Raw genomic sequence first — 23,968 nt, forward strand, 5'->3', positions numbered from 1 at the left:
TTATATATTTTATGAGGGGGTAAAAAATGTCTGAGCACAGTGTTTCAAAGAAAGATCTTATTTTATTTTTGGTAGTAACCTTTGGCTTTACTGCAGTTATGGGAATTGCTATGGCATTTGCATATTCTAAATATAAAATAGATGCTTTTCCGCTGGTACAAATGTGCTATCCAGCTACGGGTGTTATGATAGCTTTATTGCTAAACAAGAACAGACGTAAAGAGTTACCAATAAAATTTTATGGAGTCTATTTGTTTTTTACTATTACTTTAGTTTTGTATATTTTGGTACAGATATTTATATTTCATAAAAATCCAGGCTGGTATGTGGAATGCTATACCATTATAGGAAGCTTTGCTTTAATAACTATGTATTTTTCAGATGAAAAAGACAAGATAGATGCTTTCGGATTGAAGATTGGTAAAAATTCTGGAGAATCTATCAGGTATACTTTGTTATTTGTTATTTTGTATCTATGTGCAATTCTTTTAGGAGAACTTATTTTTGGTGACGTTAAAGATTTCATTGCTCCTTTCAAAGATCCAAAGAGATTGTTAGGAATGTTTTTATTACCACTTTTATTTCCTCTTACCTTTATTATATTTTTTGGAGAGGAATATGGATGGAGATATTTTCTTCAAACAGCCCTTCAGGAGAGATTAGGGAAACGAAAAGGAATAATTCTTTTAGGAGTTATTTGGGGGATATGGCATTTGCCATTGAACTTATTTTATTATAGTCCAAAAACTTCTTTTTATTCTGTTATAAATCAGCTTATTATTTGCATTGGTTATAGTGTATTCTTTGGATTTGTATATATGAAGACGAAAAACATATGGGCTGTTTCTATGATCCATTTTATCAATAATAATCTTGGTGCTATTCTTTATGGTGGCACAGGAGCAGATGTTGTTCTTAGCGGGAAAGCAGTCTTAATAAATTTGTTTTGTATTTTTGTAGTCTATTTACCTTTCTTATTTACTAAAGAATATAGTAAAAAAGAAGCTGAAGTTTCTAATTATAGTGCTTAGGTAGAAATCTTTAGCTACTTTAAGAAAGTAAGGGGACTGTATATAATTAAACTAGAAACAATCATTCAGTAGACATTTGTAAAATCATAGGGATTAAAGACTATTTAAATTGATTTTATTATTTAATATTTTGAAATGGTAAGTAAAAACACCGTAAAATTTAGGTTTGATATGCTACCTTTTTCAGTAACAGATTTTTATTTTTAAATCCGTCCACTTTAAGGAGAGCATATCAGAACTTAATAATACGGTGTTTTTGTAAATCATTCGTTTTTCAGTTATGATATTAAATAAGAATATTATTTATAAATATTTAATCACACCAATGTTCTGGACGACTTAATGATATTGGTAATTGTGTGTTTGTATCACCTTTGGCAGAGTTTAGTTGAAGTTGTGTAAGATAAATACTTCTTGATAAATCTGCACCTCTTAAGTCAGTATCTCTTAAATCAGCGCCTAAGAAATCTACTCCACTTAAGTTTATTCCTTTAAGGTCTGCTGCAATTAAAAGTGCACCACTTAAATTCTCTCCTACTAATCTTTTCTTTTTTAAATCTGCCCCAATTAAATTTAATCGTCCTGCTATTAATTTCTTATGATTTATATTAGAACTTTTACCTTTTTTATATTTATTTCTTATAAATTTACTTGTTTCTAAAAGTAGTGCATTTACTTTACTTCTATATACAACTAAATCTAACTTTATTAATGAAACTCCATCTAAATTAGAGACTTTAACTATTTCCATAATCATATTATTTATTTTATATTTAATATTTAAATCATCTTGCATTCTTGAAGCCTCTGATAAATACCATAACATTTCATGAATTTGCCTCATAACTAAAAATACATCAAACATCTGCTGAGAAATTCCAGGATTCTCTCTCCAATTTTCACCTTTGTAAGTAACTTTAGCAACTTTTTGTCCTGCTCCAAAACAATCATATGCAGTACATCCTTTTAACCCTTTTTTTCTAAGCTCTTTATGGACTTTACACTTAAATTCTTCATCTAAATTTATACAGGGATTCCCTGCTTCTTTATCATTTGGAAATCCATCTGACTTAGAAAAATATAATGCAGTACAACAAAACCCAAAACAATTTTTACAATCAATTTTTAAACTCTCTTGTAGTTCTCTATCTTTATCTTTATGTATCATAATTATTATCACTCCATTTATATCAGCCTTTATTTTCTTAATTAATTTGTGATATGATTCATTAGTATTTATTTAGATAATTTAGTTTACAATTACGACTTAACGAATATTAAAATTATATCATGTTTTCTATAAATCTTATAGTTAAGTAGAAAACATGCAAATTTAAAACACTGTATTATTGAATTTTCAAGTTTAATCAGAAGCTATTTAAATTTAAGATAACAGAAAACAAATTATAATGAATAGAGAAAAAATAAATTTAATAAAATAGAGAAGAGTTTATATTATGGTATAATTAGTTAAAATAGGATGTAAAGGAGGAAACAATATGGTTGCGCCAGTTAAAGCAAATATCAATATGGATGTACTTGACAAGATTGATATTAGAGTGGGAACAATTAAATTAGTTGAAGATGTTGAGAAATCAGATAAATTAGTTAAGTTATCTGTTGATTTCGGTGAATTCAACAGAACTATATTAGTAGGAATGAAGGGGGAAAGAGATAACCCTAAAGAAATTGAAGGTAAACAGGCATTATTTGTAGTTAATTTGGCTCCAAAGAAAATGGCAGGTGAAGTTTCTGAAGGGATGCTTTTTGATATAGGATATGCTGATGGTATTATACCTGTTTTAGCACAACCTGAAAAACCAATACCTAATGGCACAAGAGTGGGATAGATACTTAATAGTACGTAACATTCTCAAAGTGCAAAGTAAATTTTATTAGTTAATAATTGACAATATATCTATACAATGATAATATGAAGTAAACTTCACATGAAGTTGGCTTCATATTTTTTATTTTGGGGAGGTGTATAGGTGAAAAATAAAGTAAAAGAATTACGAACAGCATCGAATATGACGCAACGGCAACTTGCCGATTTAGTTTCAGTTTCTTCCAGAACCATTATTTCACTTGAAAAAGGACAATACAATCCCTCAATTATGTTGGCATATAAAATAGCCCGCCTTTTTAACACCACTATTGAAGAGTTATATTGTTTAAAGGAGAATTTGGAAAATGAATATTAAAATATATAATAAAAAGAAATTTTTAAGTGGTATGACATTTTTATTATTAGCAGCAATTAGTATTCCATTTATAATTACACGCTTTAGCAATCTAGACACCTTAAGAATTGTCAAATCTATTATAATAGATACATTTTGTATCTTATTTGGAGTAACAGAAGTATATAGAAGCTTAAATAGCAAATGCACAAAAGAAGACGAGCAAAATGATGATGAACGAGAAAAGTTTATTACTATTAAATCCAAAAGTAGGGCTTTTGATATTACATTTTTAATTTGTGCTATTATTGCAATACTATCTGGAATTGCATTTAAAGTGACAAAAAATAATATTTTCATTGGTATTTTTATTGGTGTAGGCATTGTTCCTACCATTATGATAATTATTGAAATGTTTAGTTATTTTTATTATGATAAGAGAAATTAATTACTATCATAGCATTGTGATTTAATTTTTGAATTAGAGGGGGAAAAACATTATGGATAAGAGAAAAGTTAAAAAAGAGATTGAAAGTTGGATTTTCTCTATTTTAGGGGCTATTCTTATTGCAGGTTTAGTTAATAGTAAGGTTTTTGCAAAGGTTCGAGTACAACAAAATTCTATGGAGAACACCTTGCTTACTAATGAACAATTAGTAGTAGATAAATTAAGTTATAATTTTGCAGAACCTAAAAAAGGAGATATAATTATTTTTCATGAAAATAAAGAAAAGGGAACTATAGCCGAGGACACTTTAGAAATGGTAGATAATATAATATCCATATTTAATAATAACAATGATTCTATAGAAAAAGATGATAGATTAATTAAAAGAGTAATTGGTATTCCGGGGGATGAAATTGATATTAAAGATGGACATTTATATTTAAATGGCAAAAAACTTGAAGAATCTTATGTAAAAGGGGAAACTATTGAAAGAGAATTTAAACTTCCTATTAAGGTTCCAGAAAACAAATTGTTTGTTTTGGGTGATAACAGAATTATAAGTAAAGATAGTAGAATGTTTGGACTTATTGATTATAAACAAGTAGAAGGTAAGGCAATATATAGGGTATATCCTTTCAATCACGTGGGAAAGGTAAAGTAGAATTTTCTATAAATATTATGTTGCTGTAATATAATTTTCTTAGATTTTATTATAACAATAATAATTTAAGTTTCGTTTTAAAAGAATATTTTTATATAATAATTAATAATTTTTAAGGGAAGTTAAATAGCTTCCCTTATTCTCATTTTAAGAATACCACAAATTTAAATTAATTCTTTTAATTGCTTGTTAATATTTTAAAAATTTCTGTTTCTGGACCTTGTTGGATTTATAAAAAATTAAAGCTTTTACTAATGAATTCTATATTTGTACATTTTCTATATTTGTAGGTTAATTGTGTAATAATTGTTAACATAAAATTATTTTTGTTTTAAAATTACTTATCATATAAAAATTAAACCTAATTTTTATGATATAATAAAACCTAAATTAATATGGATATGATTTTGTGCTTAGGTTAGAGTTTTTAATTTATCTAAAACTTAAAGTAACTATTCAGAGATATAGTCGTGATTTAACACCACTTTGAATAAGGGTGAAGTATTATAGGTATGCATTGTATAAAAGGCTAGAAATTTAATTCTTTTTATGGATTAAATTATAATGTGTTTTGTTAAATAAAATTATAATGATAGTGGTTATTATTAATTCGTATATTTAAATATTTAATTAAATATTTTTTAGTTCTTCTTAAAAGGTTTACATTATGTGGTATATATAGTAATAAATAACAGATTCTAAAAATATAACAGATTTAATTTATTAATCCTAGAAAGTTTTAAAAATAAATTTTGTTTCAAAATTTATTTTTATTTATGTACTTTTTTAGGCTTATATTCAAGAAAAATACAAATGATGAAAATTTTTTTGATTGTTTTTATATTAAATACTGTCATCACCTTTTTTATTAGCTTCTAGAATTTGCTTGCCCATGAATACTAAAAAACTAATAAAAGGGAGGACATTATATATGCGCATAGGAATCTGTGGAAACGATGTTGAACAAAGAAATTATTTGAAAGATCATCTAATAAAAATTATTAAAGAAACGGAATTAGAATGTGAATTATTAGAATTTGATTGTGGAGAAGAGCTTCTACAAAATTATAAAAAAATGAACATTATATTTTTAGATATAAATATGGGAAAAATAAATGGAATAGAAATAGCTAAAAAAATAAGAGAGTTTGATTCAGTAGTAGAAATAATATTTGTAACAAAGCTTGTCAATTATATTCATCAAGCGTATGAAGTAAGAGCGTATAGGTATTTGCTGAGACCTATAAATTATGAAATTATAAAATATGTTACGTTGAACTGTATTAAGAGTATTGAAGCACAAAAGAATTTAGTTATTAAATATAAAGGTGAAATTATAATTTTGAATATAGATGAAATTACATATATAGAGGTTATGCAAAAGATGTTAACTATACATACTAAAGAGAAAGAATATATATTTAAAATGACCTTATCAAAATTTGAAAAAAAATTATCTCAACATGATTTCTTTAGATGCCACAAAAGTTTTTTAGTTAATCTTAATAAAGTAAAAGAATTTAAGGACAACATAATCAATGTTAATGATACCTATATACCAATAAGTAAATATAGGTCTAAAGAATTTAGACATAAATTAACAAAAATATTAAAAAATTCAATATGGCTTTGAAGAAAAAATCTATTTATTCTAGTACAGGTGTTATTCATGCCAATCATATTGAAAAAAGAATCAAAGGATAGTAGAATTTCTTTAAAGTTAAATTAAAACACATGGGACAAGCCGATTAGAATACATTAAAATCTATTATTAAAAATAAGAAGTTTATTTTAGGTGATGGATTGTTAATATTTTCTCATACTTTAATGATATTAAATTTAGAATGTATATTACTATATTTTAAACTTAATATTGATTAATAGAATCTGTTAAACCACTATAATTATATTTATTCTTTTAATTATATTATCTTTGAAAACTATATAACTTTGGAATTTTTTTAGATTTTAATTAAGCCCCTATAAAATAGGGCATCTATTTTATCTAGGATATAAAAATAAAAAACTTATACTAAATGCATCCATTAAATAATTTATAAGATTTAATAAGACTATATTAAAAAGATAAAAAATTTAATCAACTCTATAAAAACTAACCAAATCAAATCTATAATATAATTTAGTTTTGTACATTATTCTCTTTTTCTTTAGAAATTTATTTGTTTTTTAAAGAAAATAAGAGTTAATGTTCATATAATTTAGAAGTTAAAGGAGGGGGAAATTATGAGATTTATAAAAAATCCATCTAAAAAATTTCAATTAGGATTCTGTGTAGCTTGTTCTACAAACTGTGATAACAGATGCGCAGATCAATGCGTAGTTGTACAACCTAATAGTAACTAATAGAGAATTTAGAAGAATAATTAATGGGGGGTGGATCAAATGAGATTTATAAAAAAACCATCATCAAAATATGTATTAGGATTTTGTAATGCGTGTTCAGAAAATTGTCACAATGATTGTTCTAAGCAATCAGGATGTGGATATTGCGCATCATATGGTGTTTAAAAATAGGAAATGAAGAATAGAATACTCCTAGTCTATCTATACTAAGAGTCTTAATTATCTTAATTTAAAAATAATAGGTAGTTATATTTAAGAAGAATAGTTATATGTATTAAGATGAGAATTAATTTAAATTCTATTACAGCTTTGTAAATTCCTCGAAATTATCATTCATATATATAACATCAATTATCTTTAATATATTTAACAATTCAATATTAGTATAGGTAGACTAGGACCAAAATTATAATAATTTGGGGTATTAATATTATGAAATTTATAGTAAAACCTAAAAGTTTTAGAATAGGCTTATGTTATTGTGATCAGTGTGACTATTGTTCTTTAAAATGTAATAGCAGATGTGGCATTTATACGTAATATAAAAAAGTTTATTAAGATACTATTTAATATTAACATAATACGGTTAATTTAGGGAGAGAGGAGGAAAGTCATGAAATATATAAAAGAGCCTGCTAAAAAATTTTCACAAGGATATTGTGTTGTATGCTCTGGAAATTGCGTAAATAACTGTGTAGGCCAAAGTGTGTGGGGATAGAAACTTACTAAAGTTAGATATTAAAAATTTAAAATAATTGTTCAGAAAATTCGAACTATATTTTGAGAAATAGTCAAATTTTAGTATGGTTAATATAATATACCTTACAATTTAAGGGGAAATGGGAAGGAGGGATTAGATGAGATATATTATTAAAAGAGTAAATTTTAAAGATGGATATTGTGTTGTAGGCTGTGGAGAAAACGGGTGTAGTAGTGTTTGTGTAAATAATTGTTTAAGGGTATGTGTAGTAGATTGTGCACTTAATGGAGGAGAAGCATCATAAAAATAATTTTAAATGAATTAAATTTTAGATTGGAGTTTTATCATGAAATATATAATTTATAGAAAGAAAGAATGGGAATATGTTTCTGGATATTGTCACTGTAGTAATTGCGATAATTGTCATGAAAATTGTGGAACTCAATGTAAGACCTATTACCATTAATATCATATTTACTTTCATAATACTTAGTTCATAACTATAAATTCCCAAAATGATTTTAAAATTATTAATTTGATTTCTCTTTTCTTCTAAGAAAAATGTTTTAAAATCAAATCATTATAATTGGGAGAAAAGAGAAATCAATTTTAATATAACTTTACAGAACGTTGAGAATAAATAGGGGGAATAATATGAAATATATAATCAAGCCATCATCAAATAAAAATTGGTATTGTTATTGTTCTGATTGCAACGTATGTGTGAATTGTAATAACTGTGAAGTATATCACTCAAGGATATAAACAGAGTTCTTGTCTTCAAAGGGAGTTTTTACTCCAACTAAAGCTTATTAACAGAATTCTTAGGAGTTTTACTCCTTAGAAGTCGTTATCCTTTAGGGGAAATCGTTATCCAGGGACGTAACTGATCTTTACTCCCACTTTGAAGAAGAGGGAAGTATTAGAGCGGGTAGTCATCGGATAAATATTTCAATGAATATAGAAATGTGAGAGAAAGACAGTCAAGGGAATAACTAAATGATATGGGAACAAATAATGTAATTAATAAAATAAATTTAGACTGTTATACATTGGATTATTAAAAATTTAACAAAGTAGGGGGCAAAAATTATGAAAAAATCTAAATACAATAAAATAATTAAACTAGAAGATGGAAAAACTATAGCTTTTAATAGTGTTACTTGTGCGCTCGCAGAAGTAGATAAGGACTTTTTAGATGTATTAGAAAACATAGAAAATTTAGATATAGAAAATTTAGATAAAAAAAAGAGAGAGTTAGTTGAAAACATGTCAGAGGGTAATTATATAGTTCATGATGATATGGATGAATTAAAGTTATTAAAATATAGAAATTACAATGGAAAGTTTTCAAGTGGCGCACTAGGACTAGTTATTGCTCCTACACTAGCTTGTAATTTTGCTTGTCCTTATTGTTATGAAACTCCAAAAGCAGGCCTTATGGACAAAAAAGTTCAAGATAGTTTAATAGAAATGATAGAAGAAAATGCTAAAAATAAAAATAATATAAGTATAACCTGGTATGGTGGAGAACCATTATTAGCAAAGGAGATGATATTTGACTTTTCTCAAAGGGCTATAGAAATATGTGAAAGAGAAAATGTTAAATATAGTGCATATATTGTAACCAATGGATACTTGATAGATGAAGAAACTATAGAAAATATGAAAAAAGCTAAAATAACAGGGGCGCAAATTACAGTGGATGGCCCTCCAAGTATTCATAATAAAAGAAGAATATTAAAGAATTCAGATAAGGAAACTTTTACTACAATAATGGCTAATGTAAAAAAACTTATAGATGGTGGAATTAAAAATATAGCTATTAGAATAAATGTAGATAAAACAAATGTTGATCATGTGGAGGAATTATTAGATATATTAGAAGAAAATGGATTGAAAGATGTTGTTGTTAATCTAGGACATGTTACTGCATATACAGATAGCTGTAATGGAATTGCAAATAATTGTTTAAACACAAAAGAATATGCAAAAAGTGATACTAAATATCAGAAAGTACTTTTTGAAAGAGGATATAAGGTGGCAGGAGCATATCCTTTCTATCCAAGCGTAAAAGCAAATTATTGTTGTGCTGATAATGTTGGAGCTTATGTAATTGATTCTGAAGGATATATGTATAAATGTTGGAATGATGTTGGAAATGTTGATAGGGCGGTTGGAAATGTTACTACAATTAAAGACAAAGTAGATGAAAAAATGTATGCAAGAAATATGGAATATATATTATGGTCTCCATTTGAATATGAAGAGTGTAAGGAGTGTACCATATTACCAATATGCATGGGAGGATGTCCATATAAAGGAACAATGAATGAGAAGCCTGAATGTGAAAAATGGATATATAACCTTGAAGAAACAATAATAGCAACATATAACCAAAAAAATGAGGCTGAATGTAGTCAGCAGGGATGTTGCTGTGAATAATCTTAATTTCCATATTAAAGATTTAAGAGTATTAAGAGACATTGAAAGCTATTTGGATTTTTATAATAGAGCAATGAATATAAAAAATCTATTTAATTTTAATGATAAAGTCATTGTAGATGTAATAGATAGTTTAGAAGAATTATCAGAAATACTAGAAGTTAAAGTCCCCAAATGGGTTATCGGGACAAGCTTTGAAGATGTAATTCTAATATTAGATCATGATAAATGGAAAAAATCAAATAATGAGAGTGTTGAAAATTTAATATTACATGAATTTGTTCATGTAGTATTAAATTTAAAGACACAATCACCATTGCCTATATGGTTAAATGAAGGGCTAGCTGTTTATCTTTCAGATCAGTATGGTAATTATAAGGGGAAAAAACCTAATATAAACGAAGATTTTGATTTTTATAATGTCAATTATAATAATGAAAAACTTTATGATATATCCATTTATATTATTATGAAATTGATTGATAAGTACAGCATAAATAAAGTTATTGATGAAACATTAAAAACTAAAAATTTTAAACAAAGCAAAATGTTTAGCAATGAAAGCTTGTTAGAATTGTTATGATTTATACATTTTTAATGATTTAAAGGAGAGGTGATTATGAGAGAAGACATAGAAATATATAGAGCAGGAATGAGTGATATGAAAAAGATAGCCGATCTCATAGTATCTATAAATGAAGAAAAGACGAAAATTACAAAATATGATGATTTTAATTTTTATCATTCTAAAAATTCTTTAAAGGAAGTTTTAAATGGTAAGAATAAAAATGAAATGATATTCATAGCTAGAAACAAAGAAAATTTTATAGGTATGATAAATCTGTCATTTAGAGATTCAGATTATCTGTTTTTTATTGATAAGTTTTTATATATAAAGTATTTATATGTGGATAAAGATAAATTCATAGATACACAAGAGTATAAAGATATTGCTAAAAAATTATTTGAAGCATCAATAAGTGAAGCTAAGAAGCATGGATTTAAGTATATATGTGGAGATGTACTAAGTGAAGAAGATGAAATAAGAGAATTATTTGAAATAAATGATATGAAAAACTATAAAAATAGATTGTACAAAAAAATAAATACTATGTAGATCTTTTATTCATAGTTTAATTTAGGGAGAAATTATGAAGAAAATATTAAACAATGTATGGGAAGTAGCAAAAAAATATAAAGGCAAAGAATTAATTGGGTTAATTTTTACTATTTTATATACAGTTGCTATATTTATATCTCCAATGGTGTCTAGGTATTTAATTGATAGTGTTATTCCAAGTAATTCAATTTATAAGCTAAAAATAGGCATATTAATATTTTTTGGTGGATGCATATGCCAACCTATATTTGGATATCTAAAAAATAGGGTTTTCATGGGAATAAGTGAAAATATAACAATAATGTTTAGAGAAAAAATGTTTAATAAAGTAATAGACGCACCTATGGAATTTTTCGATGGATGTAGTAATGGAGCTATTGTATCTAGAATAAGTAATGATGGAAGAAGTGTAAGTGAATTTATTACCAACTTTTTTGTTGTTGTTGTGAAAAATATAGTGTTAATAATCATGATTATCATTGGAATGCTAATGTTATCTAAAGAAATTACACTAATGGTTATTTTTTTATATGTAATATATTTTTTTATTAACTGGAAAATATCACGTAAATTTAATCCTATGTCTAAGAGTATTCAAGAAAGTTATGACCAAATATGTATAAAAATTAATCGAAGTGTTGGATCAATTAATACTATCAAAGCGTTTAATCAAGAGGAGAAAGTAAAGAGAGAATTTAAAGAAATAATAGAAAAAAATTATACAAATAATTTAAAGTTTAGAAAATTGAGCATGTTAATGAATAGCATTAGTAATGGAATAATGATAGCATCATTATCTATTGTATATGGAATGGGAAGTTTACTTGTTATGGATGGAAAAATAACAATAGGAACAGTTGTGGCCATGGGGCTGTATTTTCAACTATTAGTACAACCAATATATGAGCTACTAAATAGTAATATAGATATACACACAATAGTTCCCATATTTAATAGAATTAATGAGTATATTAATTTAAAAACTGAAAGAGTTAATAAAGAAAATAATGAACTTAGTTTTCTTAAAGAAATAGAATTTAAGGATGTTAGTTTTAAATATAATAATGGAAGTCAGGCTATAAATAATATTAACTTTAAGCTACCATCAAAAGGAATCTTCGCAATAGTTGGGGATTCTGGAGCAGGGAAAAGTTCTTTAATAAAATTATTGAGTGCTTTTTACGACTCATACCAAGGAGAAATAAAAATTAATGAAAAAGAGTTAAAAGAATATGGAGCAAAAGATATAAGAAAAGTTATAAGCTTAGTATCACAGGATATAGAGCTTGTGAATGAATCCATTAAAAATAATATAAAGATGGGTAGAGATATAAAAGATTCAAAAATAAAAGAAGTTGTAAAGTCACTAAGCCTAGAAAAAACTATAGAAAAATTAGAATTAGGCTATGACACTATAGTTAATGAAAGAGCAAATTTATCAGGTGGCGAAAAACAAAGATTATCCATTGCTAGAGCTTTAGTAAAAGAATCATTAATTTATATTTTTGATGAGCCTACAGCAGCTCTTGATACTATAAATGAAAAGAGAGTAAAAGATATACTAGAAGAGTTATCAAAAGAAAGACTGGTAATTATAATAACCCATAATTTGAGTTTATTAAATAAGGCTCAGTGTATTTATACAATTAAGCAAGGAGAAATAGTTGAAGAAGGAGATTATGAATATTTAACAAAAAAAGACTCATATTTTTCTAAGCTTATGAAAGAACTGTCTAAGAAATAGTATCTGGAATGAAGAGGTATTTCTAAATGGATTAATAAACTCATGAAGAATTGTCTAAAAATAGTACAAGCAGTTAGGTTATGGAAAGGAGGAAGAAATGAATAAAATCATTATAGGATTTGCTCTGATTATTATAGCCACTTTAACATTAACCTCATGTTCTAAGAAGAATAAGATAAAATTTGACGATGAAATAGCCCCCTATACAAAAAAGGAAACTAATGAGTTTAGTTATAAAATCATTAGTGACACAGTAAGAATAAAAAGCAATTGTGGAAATCTAAAGATTAAAAAAGGTAATGTTGATGAAGTTAAAGTTACCATAGAAAAACTTGTTGGTGGAAAAAGTGAGGATAAATTACAAGAAGCATTAAATTCTATTAGTTGCACTTTAGAGGATGAGACTATTAAGATAAATTTATCCAGTAAAGACAAGTCTAGCATCAGTTCTGTAAACATAGAGACCACTATAGTTATCCCTAAAAAGATTAGTTCATTAAATATAGAAAATAATATTGGAAATATTGAGTTAGAAGGTAATTATAAAGATTTGAAAGTTCAAATGGAAAATGGAAATATATCATACAAAGGAGAGTTAGAGAAATCTAATATAAGTTCTAAAGTAGGAAATATTAATTTGAATTTGCAACAATTAGAAAGTAATTATCAGTACAAGATTAATGGAGAAGTTGTAAATGTAAATATTAAAGTACCAAATAAAAGTAAAATTAACCTGATAGGATCTATGGCTAATAAAGTTAAAGTTAAAGATGTAGGAAATATTAGTGAAGATGGTGCGGTATTTTATATAAGTGTAAAAACAGGCAATGTAAAGATAGAAAACTAAAAGAAGATAAGGGGGAGCGCTTATGGACTTTATAGTTAGAGAAGCAAAATTATCTGATTTAGATAATATATTAGAACTATGGAGAGAGCTATCTGTAGATCAATTAGGAAAGGATAACTATTACAAAGGAAGTTTAGAATTTAATTGTGGAGATGGTCAAATTAAAGAGTCTATAATAAATGATAATTGTGGAATATTTGTTGTAGAGTATAATGAAGAAATTCATGGATTTGTAGAAGTATGGATAAATAGAAAGGATTTTTCCTTTGAACATAATGATTATGCTTATATATTACATTACTATATAAATGAAAAAGGTAGAAATGTAAGAAATATTTTCTCTATTATATATCATCTTTATAAAATTGCGGAAGAGTGGGCCATAGGCAAAGGAAAGTCTTATGTAATTTCGGATGCTTTTGAACATAATGAGAGAATAGTTAAATTTTTAAAGAGAGTAGGAGTATCTAAATATAAAACACGAATGGTGAGAAAAATATGAAGTTGTTTTTTAAAATTGCATTTAACAGTATAAGGAAAAATAAAATTAGATATATACTATTAACTTGTACCTTAGTTTTGTCTACAATTATTATGTTATCTACATCTATAATAAAAGATTCTGCAATTAAAATCAGAGAAGATCAGCTAAGAAAGACAACTTTAAATAGCCAACTGGTGATAACAACTGCAGATGAAAAAAACCCTTTTTTCAATCCTAAAGATATTATAAATTCTATCAAGAATATAGATGGAATAAGTCATATTGTACCTAGAATAGGAGGTATGGCAAAGGATTATAAAACTTTAAAAGATGTAAATATTATTGGGGTTGATCTTAATAAACAGAAAGCAGCATTCCCAATAGAATTGATAGATAAATATAAGGTTAAAGATAAAGAAAATGAGATTATAATTAATGAAAAGTATGCAAAGGAAAATTATTTAAAAGTAGGATCTAAGATAAAACTAGTAATCGGAAATAAGAATAAAGAATTTATTATAAGCGGAATATCAAAAAATACAGGGGTATTTGATCCTAGTATGAATACTGCAATGATTAGTATTGATAATGCCCAGTACCTTTTAGACCAAAAGGATAATGCTTATTCAATTGGAATAACAATAAAAAATTTAGATGATATAAATAATATGATTGAGAAAATAAAGCCTAAAGTATCATCAAAATTTATAATCCAACAACGATATGATATGGATTATTTTAAATCCTATGTAGGAACTATAGATATGGCATTAAAGATAATTGGTGTGTTGTCTATATTTATAACATTGTTTCTAACCTATTCAACATTTTCACTTATAATTTATGAAAGGTTGCATCAAATTGGTATATTGAGAAGTTTAGGTATATCAAAGAAGGATATTAAAGTAAGTGTTATAGTAGAAAACTTACTTATAGTATTAAGTTCAATAGTTATAGGGAGTATATTAACTGTTCCTTTCGTAAAGCTAATTTTAAACTATATAGTGCGGGATGGATATTTTACTTTAGATTTGAGAAAATTTTTATTCATTGATTTAATAATTATGATTTTTAGTGTACTAGTAATATTAGTTTCTTTAAGGAAGATATTAAATATGTCTGTTATAAATCTTTTAAAAGGTATTGGGAAAAAATATTATATAAATAAAATAGGGAAAATATTTAAATCTTCTTTTGGAGTTGTGTTATTAATTGTATCCATAGTTATTTTAATTAGTGAATATAAAAGAGAAAATGGAACATTAGCATTAATTTTAGGGGCTCTTTTCTTTATTATTTCTTTTGTATTTTTAGCAAAACTGCTACTTATAATGTTTAATTGGATTTACAAAAAAATATTTTCTACATTTAAAGGTTCGGTTAGCATTTTGTTTAAAGAGCTTGTAATGCAATTTTCTAATATAGTAGATATAGTAATAATTACATCAATAATTATTTGTTCAATTTATGTAAGTGTTACACTTAAAAATATGATAAACAATGGAGTAATGAATGTATACGGTAATGCAGATTTAATGCTAAGTATTGATGGGACAGTAGAGGAAGATTTTACAGATAAAATAAAGAATATAAAATATATTAAGAACTCTCTACTACAATCAAGAACAACAGAGGTCATAAAAGATACAAAGGTAGATATTGCAGGAATAGATGGATCTCAGTATAAGAAAGATTTTTCAACAGAAATTATTAAAAAAGGTGGAAATAATATATTTGATAAACTTGATGATGGAAAAAACATTATAATAACAACAACATTTAGTAAGAATACTGGCATTAATTTAAATGATTCATTAAAAATCAATGAAGTTAATTATAAGGTAATTGGAGTTGTTAGTAGTTTTGAAAATATGGGAAAAGTATTATTCCTATCCAAAGATAATTTCAATAAGGACATAAAGGTAAAGGATAAGGATTTATGTCTTATAAAAGTTAATAGTAAACAAATAAAGTCTACAACAAATGAAATAGAAAAATTATTTAAAGACAAATATGAAAATAAATATTCTATACAAGAATTAACTGTTCTTAATGAAGAAAACAATAATAATAACAAAAAAACATTTACCATAGTAAATGTCTTAATATGTATCTCAACAATTATATGCATAATTAGCATGAGCAACAATGTTACTATAAATCTTTTATCTAGAAAAAAAGTATATGCAACTAAAGGAGCTTTAGGCATATCTAAAGGTTATTTGAGTAAATGTATTTTATTCGAAGCTATAATCTTAGGTTCTTATAGTGGAATATTTGGATTAGGTTTAGGAGTTACATTAAGTAATTATATTAATAAAATCTTATCTTATTACATTGGAGATATGATGTTTATTAAGGATTACAAAATAATGGTGATTTTAGTTCTGATTTCTATAGGTATTACTGTTATTAGCTATATTTATCCTATGAGAAAAATATATAGAATAAATATAATAGATGAAATAAAGTCAGATGAATAATAGGGTGATTGATTATGAGTATATTAAAAGGTATTAATATTAAAAAGAAAATTAATATAGGAGATAATTCCTATGATATATTAAAGGGTATTAACTTAGGAATTAATGAGGGAGAATTTTTAAGTATAATGGGACAATCTGGAGCTGGCAAAAGTACATTATTATATATTCTTAGTGGCTTAGACAAACCAAGCGAAGGTAGCGTATTGTTTGAAAATGATTATATTTTCAATATGAAGGATAGCAGGCTTAGTAAGTTAAGAAGAGAAAATTTTGGGTTTATTTTTCAGTTTTATAATCTAATAGAAGGTTTAAATGTTGAGGATAATATATCAATTATATTTGAATATGAAGGAGTTCCTAAAAAAAAGTATAAGGAAAAATTAGATTTTTTACTTAATAAAGTTGGACTATATGAAAAAAGAAAATGCTATCCATATCAATTATCAGGAGGGCAGCAACAAAGGGTAGCTATAGCTAGAGCATTAATTACAGATCCTAAAATAATATTTGCAGATGAACCCACAGGAAGTTTGGATTCCAACTCTGGTAACAATGTGTTGGAAATATTAAAATCTTTGAATGTAAATGATAAGAAAACTATAGTGATGGTTACTCACGATAAGCATGCAGCTTCATTTAGTAACAGAATTATAGAAATAAAAGATGGAAAGATTGATATTAGTAATAAATAAAGAGTAAGAATTAAAACAAGAAATACTTTTAGTCAATAGATAGCTATAAAAATAAAGTATTCTAATTATTTTTCTAGATATCTATTTTCTCTAAAAGTATTTCTTGTTTTAATAACTTTAAAAGCTGTTATAATAATTTCTAACTAAAAGGGAACCCTGCAAAAGGATGATTTTGATCTTCTTTCTCACAGGAAATTATATTTTATGAAAAAACAAATTAGAATGTCTTAGCTTCTGGGTACATATCCCTTTTTAATAGGATATGGTATAACTTCTCTTACGGGGCAGTTTTCTAGGTGAGTTGTTGAAATTAATATTTATAATGGATACAATTGAATTATTAAATATTGTACATTTGTACAATATTTAGAAATAAAAATTATTTATATTTTATCTGATGACTACCCGCTCTGATACTCCCATATTCTTCAAAGTGAGAGTGATGAGCCTACGTATTCGGATAACGATTTCTGAACTTTAGCCGGGGTAAAAACTCCCTCTGAAGCTAAGAAATCTGTTTATAAAGAATGGGGGATGCAAAAATGGAAATTAGAGTTGCTACAAAAAATAATATAGAAGATATTCGTAAGTTGTATGAAGAATTATTTTGAGATATGAGAAATTTACAGCCAACCTACTTTCAGAGTGCAAAGCAGGATAAAGAATTTTTAGAAGGTATTATTGCTAGTGAAAAATCTGATATTTTAATGGCCATTGATAATGATGAAGTTATTTTAGGGTTCGCTCTTATTCAGGAACAGGAAACACCGCCTTTTAATTGCTTAGTAAAACATCAGTATACCTATTTAATGGATCTGATTGTAAAAAGGTCCTACCGTGGCAGTGGTATTGGCACAATTTTAATAAATGAAGTGAAGAAATGGTCTAAAAATCGTAATTTAGAATATGTAGAATTAAACGTCCTACCAGAAAATATTAATGCAATAAAGCTATATGAAAAACAGGAATTTAAAAATGCAATGCAGACTATGAGATGTGTGCTATAAACATAAGTCCAAAGTTTTTAATTAACTAATATATATAGTGGTGTGAGTTAATTTTAAAGATATAGGAACAAATATGATGTATAAGAAAAGAGTATCAAATAGGGAAGTTACTATTTGATACTTTTATCTAACTTTAAATTTAAGCATAAAATATGCTTATAACTTTTTTAAAATTTCATGAATATATATTTCTCCTTTTTCCACAATGTCAAATTCTCCGTTGGAAAAACACCATGAAGCCATAAGTCCTCTTACAAAACTTTCTAAATATAAAAATATGCCATCTGCTGTTTGTTTTGTTTCAAATACCTTTTGGTTAATACCTTCTAAAATTAATAGTTTTAAGTCTTTTGTAAATCCTCTTCTTTCAAAATGTTTGCTATCTTCTGATATACTTTCTGTTAAATTAGTTACATAAGCCCGACATGTCATTTCATGTCCAGCATAATTAGTAAATATAAGTTCTGATATAAGAAATTTTTCTATTTTATCCTTAATATTCATATTTTTATCTTTTGAAATTAACTTTTCATATTGTTCTAGAACGAATTGCCCCATATCGGAATAGTAACTTTCTTTTATAATATCTTCTTTGGATTTATAGTGAACATAAAAAGTACCCTTTGCAACTCCAGCTTTCTGGCATATTTGGCTTATGGTAACATTGTTATATCCTTTTTCTTTAATTAGTTCAATAGCGGTTTCAAAAACCTTGTTTTTAGTAAGAATAGCTTTTTCTTTTCTTAACATATTTATTCCTTTCTTGACGGTTTTTCATTGTAAGTGTATAATAATGACTGTAGTCACTGACCATAGTCATTATTATAATAAACTATTTAAAGGAGAAAATCAACATGTTTATAGTAAATATTACATACATAAAACCTATTACGGAAGTGGAAAAATATTTGCCTAATCATATATTATTTCTAGACAAGTATTATAATGCAGAAAAATTTATTTGTTCTGGAAGAAAAAATCCACGTACAGGTGGAATTATTCTTTGTAATGCTGAAGACATTAATGAAGTTAATTCTATACTAAGTGAAGACCCCTTTTACAAAGAAAAAATCGCTAGTTATGAAATTATAGAATTTATTCCCACCAAATATGCAACTAATTTCAAATATTTTATTTAAGGGCAATGAAAAATTCACAGCTTGTTTGACAACTTCATAAATAATCTTTAGGTTATAAAATAAGGAAAGTGCGACGCACTTTCCTTATTTTATGCACTTGGTAGCATTATGAATCTTATTATAAACAATACAGCTAATATATAAACTATAGGATGTACTTCTTTGTGTCTTCCAGTAGCTTCATTATTGGATAGAATATTATACCTGCGGCGATTCCGTTAGCTATACTATAACTAAAAGGCATAATTGCTATGGTAAAGAAGGCTGGAAGAGCTTCTGTAAAATCATCAAAGTTTACATTTTTAATGGAGCTTACCATTAACACCCCTACTATTACTAATGCTGGGGCAGTAGCTTCAGCAGGGGTTATCCCTACTAATCCGCTAAAGAATAGGGATAGTAAAAATAATATTCCTACTACTAAAGAAGTTAATCCTGTTCTTCCACCTTCTGCAATTCCTGCTGTAGATTCTACATAGGTTGCTGTAGTTGTAGTTCCAAACATAGAACTTACAGTCGTAGCAATAGCATCTGATAAAAGGGCTTCATTCATATTTTTAATTTTTCCATTTGGTAAAATCATATCTGCCTTTTGGGCTGTTCCTACTAAAGTTCCTATAGTATCAAATAAATCTACTAAACTAAAAGTTAATATAACCATTATTATACTGGTTAAGGCTCCTATAAATCCAGTACCATTATGACTTATAAGTCCATTAAAATCAAAGGCTAAAAATGTTGGTGCTACAGAAGCAGGAGTGCTTAATATTTTTAGTCCAGAAAGATTAGTTATTCCCATAGGTATTCCTATAATAGTAGTTATAATTATAGATATAAGCATACCACCTTTAACCTGTCTTGCTACTAATATTCCCATTAAACATATTCCAATAAGAGTTAATATAGCTTTAGAATCAGAAAAGCTTCCAAAGCTAATAAGGGTTCCTGGATTGGAAATAATAATATGACCACTTTTTAGCCCTATTAAAGCAATAAAAAGACCAATACCCCCTGTTATGGCTATTTTCAAATTTTCAGGTAAAGCTTCTACTATTTTTTCTCTTATGGAGGTAACAGTAATAATTATAAATATAATTCCAGAGATGAATACGGCTGCTAAAGCTTGTTGCCAAGTATATCCTAATGTTAAACATACACTATAAGTAAAGAATGCAGTAAGTCCAATACCAGGAGCTACAGCAAAGGGCAAGTTACCATAAAAGGCCATTATTATAGTTCCTATAGCTGATGTAATACACATACTTGTAAATATAGCAGCTACTACAGGATCATTTAAAGTAGAAAGTTTAGCTGCTTCATCTCCTTTTAATCCTAAAGAATTCATTCCAGAAAATTTTAGGATGTTAGGAATAACAAGTAAAGCATAGGCCATAGTAATAAAAGTTGTAAAGCCAGCAATAATTTCTGTCTTTACATTGGTTTTGTTTTTTGAAAGTTTAAAAATTTTTTCAAATAAAGAATTTGTCTTTTGTTTTGATTCCATTTTTGTCCTCCTAAATAATAAACATAAAAAAACTATCCAGGATATAAGTAAATCCTTGATAGTTTTATGCATATAAATATGTATATATAAATATAATATATAAAGGATTCACCCATAGAAAAGGTATTTGTGGTACCTAAGTAGAGACTTCTGAACCTTATTATCAGAATTATATGGATGATATCTATACAATTTTAGTAGAAATAATAACATTTAATAATAAATAAGTCAATATTTATTTAAAGAAAAATTTAATAAATGCTAACAAATAAAAGTAAAAAAGTAATTTTTATAATTATTAATTCCTATAWTATTAATGTACATAATTCTAAAAAAAGTACGAATTTTTTACATTATTAAAATAAAATATTTAAAAATAGATAAAAAAAGTTGACTATTAAACATATGTTCGATACAATAGGATTGTAATAAAAATTATTATGAAATTAGGGGTTGAAAAAATGAATATTTGTGAAGTGAAAGATAATTATAATTTATTCGTTAAAATTAATTATAAATCTGGTGATGACAAAATATTAAGCAAAATAAAAACTCATTTAAACAATAAGGTATTAGGTGAAAGATATCTTATTGGAGGTGGAATTTTAAATAGAAACGGATCAACACTAATTTTAAAAATAAATAGTATAGAGGACATAAAGGAAATAAGTAGTGAAAAAGATGTTAGCTACAAGTTGTTAGCAGTACCTAAAATATTAAATTAAGCTATAATAAAAATTTAATTTATATAAATGATTTAGTAGCCATAAAGAGGCCTTTAAGCATAAGTAAAATGCATTTAAAAGAGCAATGAGAAAACTTAGTTTAAGCCTAGTTAATAATTGATTAATATAGTGAGTGGTTAATATAGTTTATGTTAATTATTTTTGTAATAATAAAATTAATTAAATTTTTACATAGGCTATATTTTTTATAATAAATAATAAAATAAAGAAATTAAGGTATAATAAAGATATAAAATTTATTATATCTTATTTTTTTTGAATCTATTGTCATATAATATTAAAGTGTTATAATTAACCTATATTCATATATGGTTATTTAGGAGGAATTTCAATTGGAAAAAATTGCATTGATTACTGATACAACTAGTGATTTACCAGAAGATATACTAGAAAAATATAACATAAAGCAGCTAGCTTTTAGAATAATATATAAAGATAGGGAACTTAAAGATAGATTTGATATAAGCTCCAAAGAGGTTTATGAAAATTTAGAAGTAGAAGTTCCTACATCCTCACTACCATCTATGGAGGATATGGATAATCTTTTTACACAGTTAGAGGGAGAAGGATATACCCATGTAATAGCTGTAGTTTTATCCAGTGGATTATCAGGAATATATAATGGAATGAAAATAGTAAGTGAAAACCATCCAAAACTTACAACATATATATGTGATTCTAAATCTATATCCTTAGGTGAAGGCGTATTACTAATGGAATCTGCAAGAATGCTAGAAGAGGGTAAAAGTTTTAATGAAATAGTTGAAGCTATCCCTAAAATAAGAGAAAGTGTTAAAACATTTTTTGTAGTTGGAACCCTTGAATATCTAAAAAAAGGTGGAAGAATAGGAAAAGTTGCTGGAACTATAGCAGAGCTTTTAAATATTAAACCTATAATTTCTATAGACAATGAAGACGGTAAATATTATACATATACAAAAGTAAGAGGAAGAAAACAATCTCTAGCTAAACTTATAGATATAGCTAAAGAATTTTTGGAAAAGGGTAAATGTAAAATTTATGTTATGCATGGAAATGCAGAAGAAGAAGCTAAGACAGTTTTTGAAGTTCTTAAAAATTTACCTAATGTTACTTTTGCTATGCTTGGAGGATGTATAAGCCCAGTTTCAGGTGCCCATAGTGGTCCAGGTTTAGTGGGTGTTGCATGTCTTAGAGATATGGATTATTGTGGAAATTAATTTAGATTTACAAATAAAAATATTAGTAAATTATCTAAGTAAATATAATGAAAAACTAAATAAATTAGGAGCCTTAATCATAAAGTGAATTTTTTAAAAAAAGTACTTTATATTAAGGTTTTTTTGTGTTATAGTATAGCAGTTGGTTGGAAATATGGATTAAATTTGACCTAAAACTTGCGTTTATACACTTGTTTTAATGGTATGTTTGAAGCTTTTAATTCATATTTAAAATTTATATAAATTTAGTGTTGATAGTAATTTTTTATTTTAAATAATTAACATATATTTTTAAAAAATACTATTAACAATTAATCATTTTCCATATATAATATGTTATGGTTGATGACTAGGAATTATATTTTGTATTAAAAATAAGGAGATAGGGGGGGCTGGTTAAATGTTATCATATTATGCATTTATATTTTTTGCTAAAATTATGGAAGTGGCACTAATGACGGTTAGAACCGTTTTAATTACTCGTGGTGAAAAATTATATGGGTCAATTATAGGTTTTATAGAAGTAACTATATGGCTTTATGTAACTAGTTCTGTTTTAAGTGGAATTAAAGATGACCCTATAAGAATGGTAGTTTACGCTTTAGGTTTTACTTGTGGTAATTATATGGGCTGTGTTATAGAAGAAAAATTAGCTATAGGCCTATTAACTATAAATGTTATAACTTCAGAATCAGATGGTAAAAGATTGGCAGAAATATTAAGAGATGAAAATGTAGGAGTAACCATGGTAGATGCAGAAGGGAAAATAGAACAAAAGAAAATGCTTATAATACACGCTAAGAGGAAGAGAAGAGAGGAAATCATAAGAACCATAGAAGGTAGCGATATAAATGCAATGATATCTATAAATGATATAAAGACCGTTTATGGGGGATATGGTATAAGAAAATAAAATATATTTAGTTTTAACACTGCAAATAAAAAATACACTAATAAACTCATATGTTTATTAGTGTATTTTTTATTTGCTATATTAAAATTAAATATATTTTTAGGTAGTTTTTTCATAAAAAACCTTATGTTTATGTATAAGGTTTTATTTATAGTTTGCATAATCCATATATAAACATATATAATAATCAAGGGAGAAATATTAAAGAAATTTTAATATTTTATTTAAACCATATACATAGGGAAATTTTATGCT

The 23,968-nt window shown here is 26.1% G+C and carries 28 protein-coding genes, 1 pseudogene and 1 riboswitch; of the genes and pseudogenes, 26 read left to right on the forward strand and 3 right to left on the reverse strand.

Features of this window, described 5'->3' with window-relative positions:
- Positions 1–26 precede the first annotated feature (26 nt).
- On the forward strand, positions 27–1,031 hold the full coding sequence (locus ACYUEW_RS06890; protein WP_460276507.1) for a CPBP family intramembrane glutamic endopeptidase: 1,005 nt from the start codon (positions 27–29) through the stop codon (positions 1,029–1,031).
- A gap of 313 nt (positions 1,032–1,344) precedes the next feature.
- On the opposite strand, the gene ACYUEW_RS06895 is transcribed toward ACYUEW_RS06890, so the two are convergent.
- On the reverse strand, positions 1,345–2,199 hold the full coding sequence (locus ACYUEW_RS06895) for a pentapeptide repeat-containing protein (protein WP_460276508.1): 855 nt from the start codon (positions 2,197–2,199) through the stop codon (positions 1,345–1,347).
- 331 nt (positions 2,200–2,530) lie between these two features.
- On the opposite strand from ACYUEW_RS06895, the gene ACYUEW_RS06900 reads away from it, so the two are divergent.
- The 21 genes from ACYUEW_RS06900 to ACYUEW_RS07000 all read left to right on the forward strand — a co-directional run bounded on the left by ACYUEW_RS06900 (position 2,531) and on the right by ACYUEW_RS07000 (position 18,212).
- Positions 2,531–2,881: a tRNA-binding protein gene (locus tag ACYUEW_RS06900; RefSeq protein ID WP_003488537.1), complete on the forward strand. Its 351-nt coding sequence runs from the start codon at positions 2,531–2,533 to the stop codon at positions 2,879–2,881.
- Positions 2,882–3,022: 141 nt separating this feature from the next.
- Positions 3,023–3,235: a helix-turn-helix transcriptional regulator gene (locus ACYUEW_RS06905; protein ID WP_003488539.1), complete on the forward strand. Its 213-nt coding sequence runs from the start codon at positions 3,023–3,025 to the stop codon at positions 3,233–3,235.
- Positions 3,225–3,662 carry a hypothetical protein gene (locus tag ACYUEW_RS06910; protein ID WP_003488541.1) on the forward strand — a complete coding sequence of 146 codons (438 nt, stop codon included), beginning with the start codon at positions 3,225–3,227 and terminating at the stop codon, positions 3,660–3,662. The genes ACYUEW_RS06905 and ACYUEW_RS06910 overlap by 11 nt, the downstream gene beginning before the upstream one ends.
- A gap of 52 nt (positions 3,663–3,714) precedes the next feature.
- A complete protein-coding gene (lepB, locus tag ACYUEW_RS06915; RefSeq protein ID WP_045517461.1) occupies positions 3,715–4,323 on the forward strand; it encodes a signal peptidase I in 609 nt (202 codons plus the stop codon).
- 931 nt (positions 4,324–5,254) lie between these two features.
- Positions 5,255–5,956 (forward strand): LytR/AlgR family response regulator transcription factor, encoded by a 702-nt coding sequence (locus ACYUEW_RS06920; protein WP_021107374.1) that lies wholly within the window; start codon positions 5,255–5,257, stop codon positions 5,954–5,956.
- A 611-nt stretch (positions 5,957–6,567) separates the two neighbouring features.
- The gene (locus ACYUEW_RS06925) at positions 6,568–6,687 is read left to right on the forward strand and encodes a Clo7bot family Cys-rich peptide (RefSeq protein WP_003359862.1); all 120 of its coding nucleotides are present in this window, start codon (positions 6,568–6,570) and stop codon (positions 6,685–6,687) included.
- 39 nt (positions 6,688–6,726) lie between these two features.
- Positions 6,727–6,852, forward strand: a complete 126-nt coding sequence (locus tag ACYUEW_RS06930) for a Clo7bot family Cys-rich peptide (RefSeq protein ID WP_003488547.1) — start codon at positions 6,727–6,729, stop codon at positions 6,850–6,852.
- A 267-nt stretch (positions 6,853–7,119) separates the two neighbouring features.
- Positions 7,120–7,227 carry a Clo7bot family Cys-rich peptide gene (locus ACYUEW_RS06935; protein WP_071647788.1) on the forward strand — a complete coding sequence of 36 codons (108 nt, stop codon included), beginning with the start codon at positions 7,120–7,122 and terminating at the stop codon, positions 7,225–7,227.
- A gap of 73 nt (positions 7,228–7,300) precedes the next feature.
- Positions 7,301–7,405, forward strand: a complete 105-nt coding sequence (locus tag ACYUEW_RS06940) for a Clo7bot family Cys-rich peptide (protein WP_003493127.1) — start codon at positions 7,301–7,303, stop codon at positions 7,403–7,405.
- 139 nt (positions 7,406–7,544) lie between these two features.
- Positions 7,545–7,691 carry a Clo7bot family Cys-rich peptide gene (locus tag ACYUEW_RS06945; protein ID WP_003400447.1) on the forward strand — a complete coding sequence of 49 codons (147 nt, stop codon included), beginning with the start codon at positions 7,545–7,547 and terminating at the stop codon, positions 7,689–7,691.
- Positions 7,692–7,733: 42 nt separating this feature from the next.
- Entirely contained in the window at positions 7,734–7,853 is a 120-nt protein-coding gene (locus tag ACYUEW_RS06950; RefSeq protein ID WP_003400449.1) for a Clo7bot family Cys-rich peptide, read from the forward strand.
- A 188-nt stretch (positions 7,854–8,041) separates the two neighbouring features.
- Complete coding sequence (locus ACYUEW_RS06955) at positions 8,042–8,152, forward strand: Clo7bot family Cys-rich peptide (protein ID WP_078983337.1); 111 nt, start codon at positions 8,042–8,044, stop codon at positions 8,150–8,152.
- Between the two features lie 327 nt (positions 8,153–8,479).
- Positions 8,480–9,832, forward strand: coding sequence for a radical SAM/SPASM domain Clo7bot peptide maturase (gene ctpM / locus ACYUEW_RS06960; RefSeq protein WP_043031369.1), 1,353 nt, complete (start codon positions 8,480–8,482; stop codon positions 9,830–9,832).
- The gene (locus ACYUEW_RS06965) at positions 9,825–10,415 is read left to right on the forward strand and encodes a M1 family aminopeptidase (protein ID WP_045517466.1); all 591 of its coding nucleotides are present in this window, start codon (positions 9,825–9,827) and stop codon (positions 10,413–10,415) included. Before ctpM ends, ACYUEW_RS06965 begins: the two co-directional genes overlap by 8 nt.
- Positions 10,416–10,451: 36 nt before the next feature.
- Positions 10,452–10,949, forward strand: coding sequence for a GNAT family N-acetyltransferase (locus tag ACYUEW_RS06970; RefSeq protein ID WP_043031372.1), 498 nt, complete (start codon positions 10,452–10,454; stop codon positions 10,947–10,949).
- A gap of 34 nt (positions 10,950–10,983) precedes the next feature.
- On the forward strand, positions 10,984–12,696 hold the full coding sequence (locus ACYUEW_RS06975) for an ABC transporter ATP-binding protein (protein ID WP_460276509.1): 1,713 nt from the start codon (positions 10,984–10,986) through the stop codon (positions 12,694–12,696).
- Between the two features lie 97 nt (positions 12,697–12,793).
- Entirely contained in the window at positions 12,794–13,543 is a 750-nt protein-coding gene (locus tag ACYUEW_RS06980; protein ID WP_460276510.1) for a DUF4097 family beta strand repeat-containing protein, read from the forward strand.
- 22 nt (positions 13,544–13,565) lie between these two features.
- Positions 13,566–14,045, forward strand: a complete 480-nt coding sequence (locus tag ACYUEW_RS06985) for a GNAT family N-acetyltransferase (RefSeq protein WP_460276511.1) — start codon at positions 13,566–13,568, stop codon at positions 14,043–14,045.
- Positions 14,042–16,510, forward strand: coding sequence for an ABC transporter permease (locus tag ACYUEW_RS06990; protein ID WP_043031377.1), 2,469 nt, complete (start codon positions 14,042–14,044; stop codon positions 16,508–16,510). Before ACYUEW_RS06985 ends, ACYUEW_RS06990 begins: the two co-directional genes overlap by 4 nt.
- A 14-nt stretch (positions 16,511–16,524) precedes the next feature.
- Positions 16,525–17,205, forward strand: coding sequence for an ABC transporter ATP-binding protein (locus ACYUEW_RS06995; RefSeq protein ID WP_003488567.1), 681 nt, complete (start codon positions 16,525–16,527; stop codon positions 17,203–17,205).
- A 614-nt stretch (positions 17,206–17,819) separates the two neighbouring features.
- Positions 17,820–18,212, forward strand: coding sequence for a GNAT family N-acetyltransferase (locus tag ACYUEW_RS07000; RefSeq protein ID WP_242850907.1), 393 nt, complete (start codon positions 17,820–17,822; stop codon positions 18,210–18,212).
- Positions 18,213–18,368: 156 nt separating this feature from the next.
- Here ACYUEW_RS07000 and ACYUEW_RS07005 read toward each other — a convergent pair whose 3' ends face one another.
- Complete coding sequence (locus tag ACYUEW_RS07005; RefSeq protein ID WP_003488571.1) at positions 18,369–18,962, reverse strand: TetR/AcrR family transcriptional regulator; 594 nt, start codon at positions 18,960–18,962, stop codon at positions 18,369–18,371.
- A gap of 104 nt (positions 18,963–19,066) precedes the next feature.
- On the opposite strand from ACYUEW_RS07005, the gene ACYUEW_RS07010 reads away from it, so the two are divergent.
- Positions 19,067–19,351, forward strand: a complete 285-nt coding sequence (locus ACYUEW_RS07010; RefSeq protein ID WP_003488573.1) for a YciI family protein — start codon at positions 19,067–19,069, stop codon at positions 19,349–19,351.
- Between the two features lie 89 nt (positions 19,352–19,440).
- On the opposite strand, the pseudogene ACYUEW_RS07015 reads toward ACYUEW_RS07010, so the two are convergent.
- Positions 19,441–20,855, reverse strand: a pseudogene (locus ACYUEW_RS07015) (NCS2 family permease).
- Between the two features lie 95 nt (positions 20,856–20,950).
- A riboswitch (purine riboswitch) is annotated at positions 20,951–21,052 on the reverse strand.
- Positions 21,053–21,316: 264 nt separating this feature from the next.
- Here ACYUEW_RS07015 and ACYUEW_RS07020 point away from each other — a divergent pair.
- The 3 genes from ACYUEW_RS07020 to ACYUEW_RS07030 all read left to right on the forward strand — a co-directional run bounded on the left by ACYUEW_RS07020 (position 21,317) and on the right by ACYUEW_RS07030 (position 23,713).
- Positions 21,317–21,580, forward strand: a complete 264-nt coding sequence (locus tag ACYUEW_RS07020; RefSeq protein ID WP_042386160.1) for a hypothetical protein — start codon at positions 21,317–21,319, stop codon at positions 21,578–21,580.
- Positions 21,581–21,933: 353 nt separating this feature from the next.
- Entirely contained in the window at positions 21,934–22,800 is an 867-nt protein-coding gene (locus ACYUEW_RS07025) for a DegV family protein (protein ID WP_003488579.1), read from the forward strand.
- A gap of 400 nt (positions 22,801–23,200) precedes the next feature.
- Positions 23,201–23,713, forward strand: coding sequence for a DUF2179 domain-containing protein (locus tag ACYUEW_RS07030; protein ID WP_003488581.1), 513 nt, complete (start codon positions 23,201–23,203; stop codon positions 23,711–23,713).
- Positions 23,714–23,968: the final 255 nt, after the last annotated feature.

This window comes from Clostridium sp. CTA-1 (genome assembly GCF_054768215.1).

Bases quoted from the DNA above. Each gene is read 5' to 3' on its own strand.
- ACYUEW_RS06935 (WP_071647788.1), top strand. From the start codon at position 7,120: ATGAAATTTATAGTAAAACCTAAAAGTTTTAGAATAGGCTTATGTTAT.
- ACYUEW_RS06910 (WP_003488541.1), top strand. From the start codon at position 3,225: ATGAATATTAAAATATATAATAAAAAGAAATTTTTAAGTGGTATGACA.
- ACYUEW_RS06950 (WP_003400449.1), top strand. From the start codon at position 7,734: ATGAAATATATAATTTATAGAAAGAAAGAATGGGAATATGTTTCTGGA.
- ACYUEW_RS06895 (WP_460276508.1), bottom strand. From the start codon at position 2,199: ATGATACATAAAGATAAAGATAGAGAACTACAAGAGAGTTTAAAAATT.
- ACYUEW_RS06925 (WP_003359862.1), top strand. From the start codon at position 6,568: ATGAGATTTATAAAAAATCCATCTAAAAAATTTCAATTAGGATTCTGT.
- ACYUEW_RS06945 (WP_003400447.1), top strand. From the start codon at position 7,545: ATGAGATATATTATTAAAAGAGTAAATTTTAAAGATGGATATTGTGTT.
- ACYUEW_RS06990 (WP_043031377.1), top strand. From the start codon at position 14,042: ATGAAGTTGTTTTTTAAAATTGCATTTAACAGTATAAGGAAAAATAAA.
- ACYUEW_RS06890 (WP_460276507.1), top strand. From the start codon at position 27: ATGTCTGAGCACAGTGTTTCAAAGAAAGATCTTATTTTATTTTTGGTA.
- ACYUEW_RS07010 (WP_003488573.1), top strand. From the start codon at position 19,067: ATGTTTATAGTAAATATTACATACATAAAACCTATTACGGAAGTGGAA.
- ACYUEW_RS06975 (WP_460276509.1), top strand. From the start codon at position 10,984: ATGAAGAAAATATTAAACAATGTATGGGAAGTAGCAAAAAAATATAAA.
- ACYUEW_RS07020 (WP_042386160.1), top strand. From the start codon at position 21,317: ATGAATATTTGTGAAGTGAAAGATAATTATAATTTATTCGTTAAAATT.
- ACYUEW_RS06995 (WP_003488567.1), top strand. From the start codon at position 16,525: ATGAGTATATTAAAAGGTATTAATATTAAAAAGAAAATTAATATAGGA.
- ACYUEW_RS06920 (WP_021107374.1), top strand. From the start codon at position 5,255: ATGCGCATAGGAATCTGTGGAAACGATGTTGAACAAAGAAATTATTTG.
- ACYUEW_RS06930 (WP_003488547.1), top strand. From the start codon at position 6,727: ATGAGATTTATAAAAAAACCATCATCAAAATATGTATTAGGATTTTGT.
- ACYUEW_RS06955 (WP_078983337.1), top strand. From the start codon at position 8,042: ATGAAATATATAATCAAGCCATCATCAAATAAAAATTGGTATTGTTAT.
- ACYUEW_RS07000 (WP_242850907.1), top strand. From the start codon at position 17,820: ATGAGAAATTTACAGCCAACCTACTTTCAGAGTGCAAAGCAGGATAAA.
- ACYUEW_RS06900 (WP_003488537.1), top strand. From the start codon at position 2,531: ATGGTTGCGCCAGTTAAAGCAAATATCAATATGGATGTACTTGACAAG.
- ACYUEW_RS07005 (WP_003488571.1), bottom strand. From the start codon at position 18,962: ATGTTAAGAAAAGAAAAAGCTATTCTTACTAAAAACAAGGTTTTTGAA.
- ctpM (WP_043031369.1), top strand. From the start codon at position 8,480: ATGAAAAAATCTAAATACAATAAAATAATTAAACTAGAAGATGGAAAA.
- ACYUEW_RS06985 (WP_460276511.1), top strand. From the start codon at position 13,566: ATGGACTTTATAGTTAGAGAAGCAAAATTATCTGATTTAGATAATATA.
- ACYUEW_RS06980 (WP_460276510.1), top strand. From the start codon at position 12,794: ATGAATAAAATCATTATAGGATTTGCTCTGATTATTATAGCCACTTTA.
- ACYUEW_RS07030 (WP_003488581.1), top strand. From the start codon at position 23,201: ATGTTATCATATTATGCATTTATATTTTTTGCTAAAATTATGGAAGTG.
- ACYUEW_RS06940 (WP_003493127.1), top strand. From the start codon at position 7,301: ATGAAATATATAAAAGAGCCTGCTAAAAAATTTTCACAAGGATATTGT.
- lepB (WP_045517461.1), top strand. From the start codon at position 3,715: ATGGATAAGAGAAAAGTTAAAAAAGAGATTGAAAGTTGGATTTTCTCT.
- ACYUEW_RS06970 (WP_043031372.1), top strand. From the start codon at position 10,452: ATGAGAGAAGACATAGAAATATATAGAGCAGGAATGAGTGATATGAAA.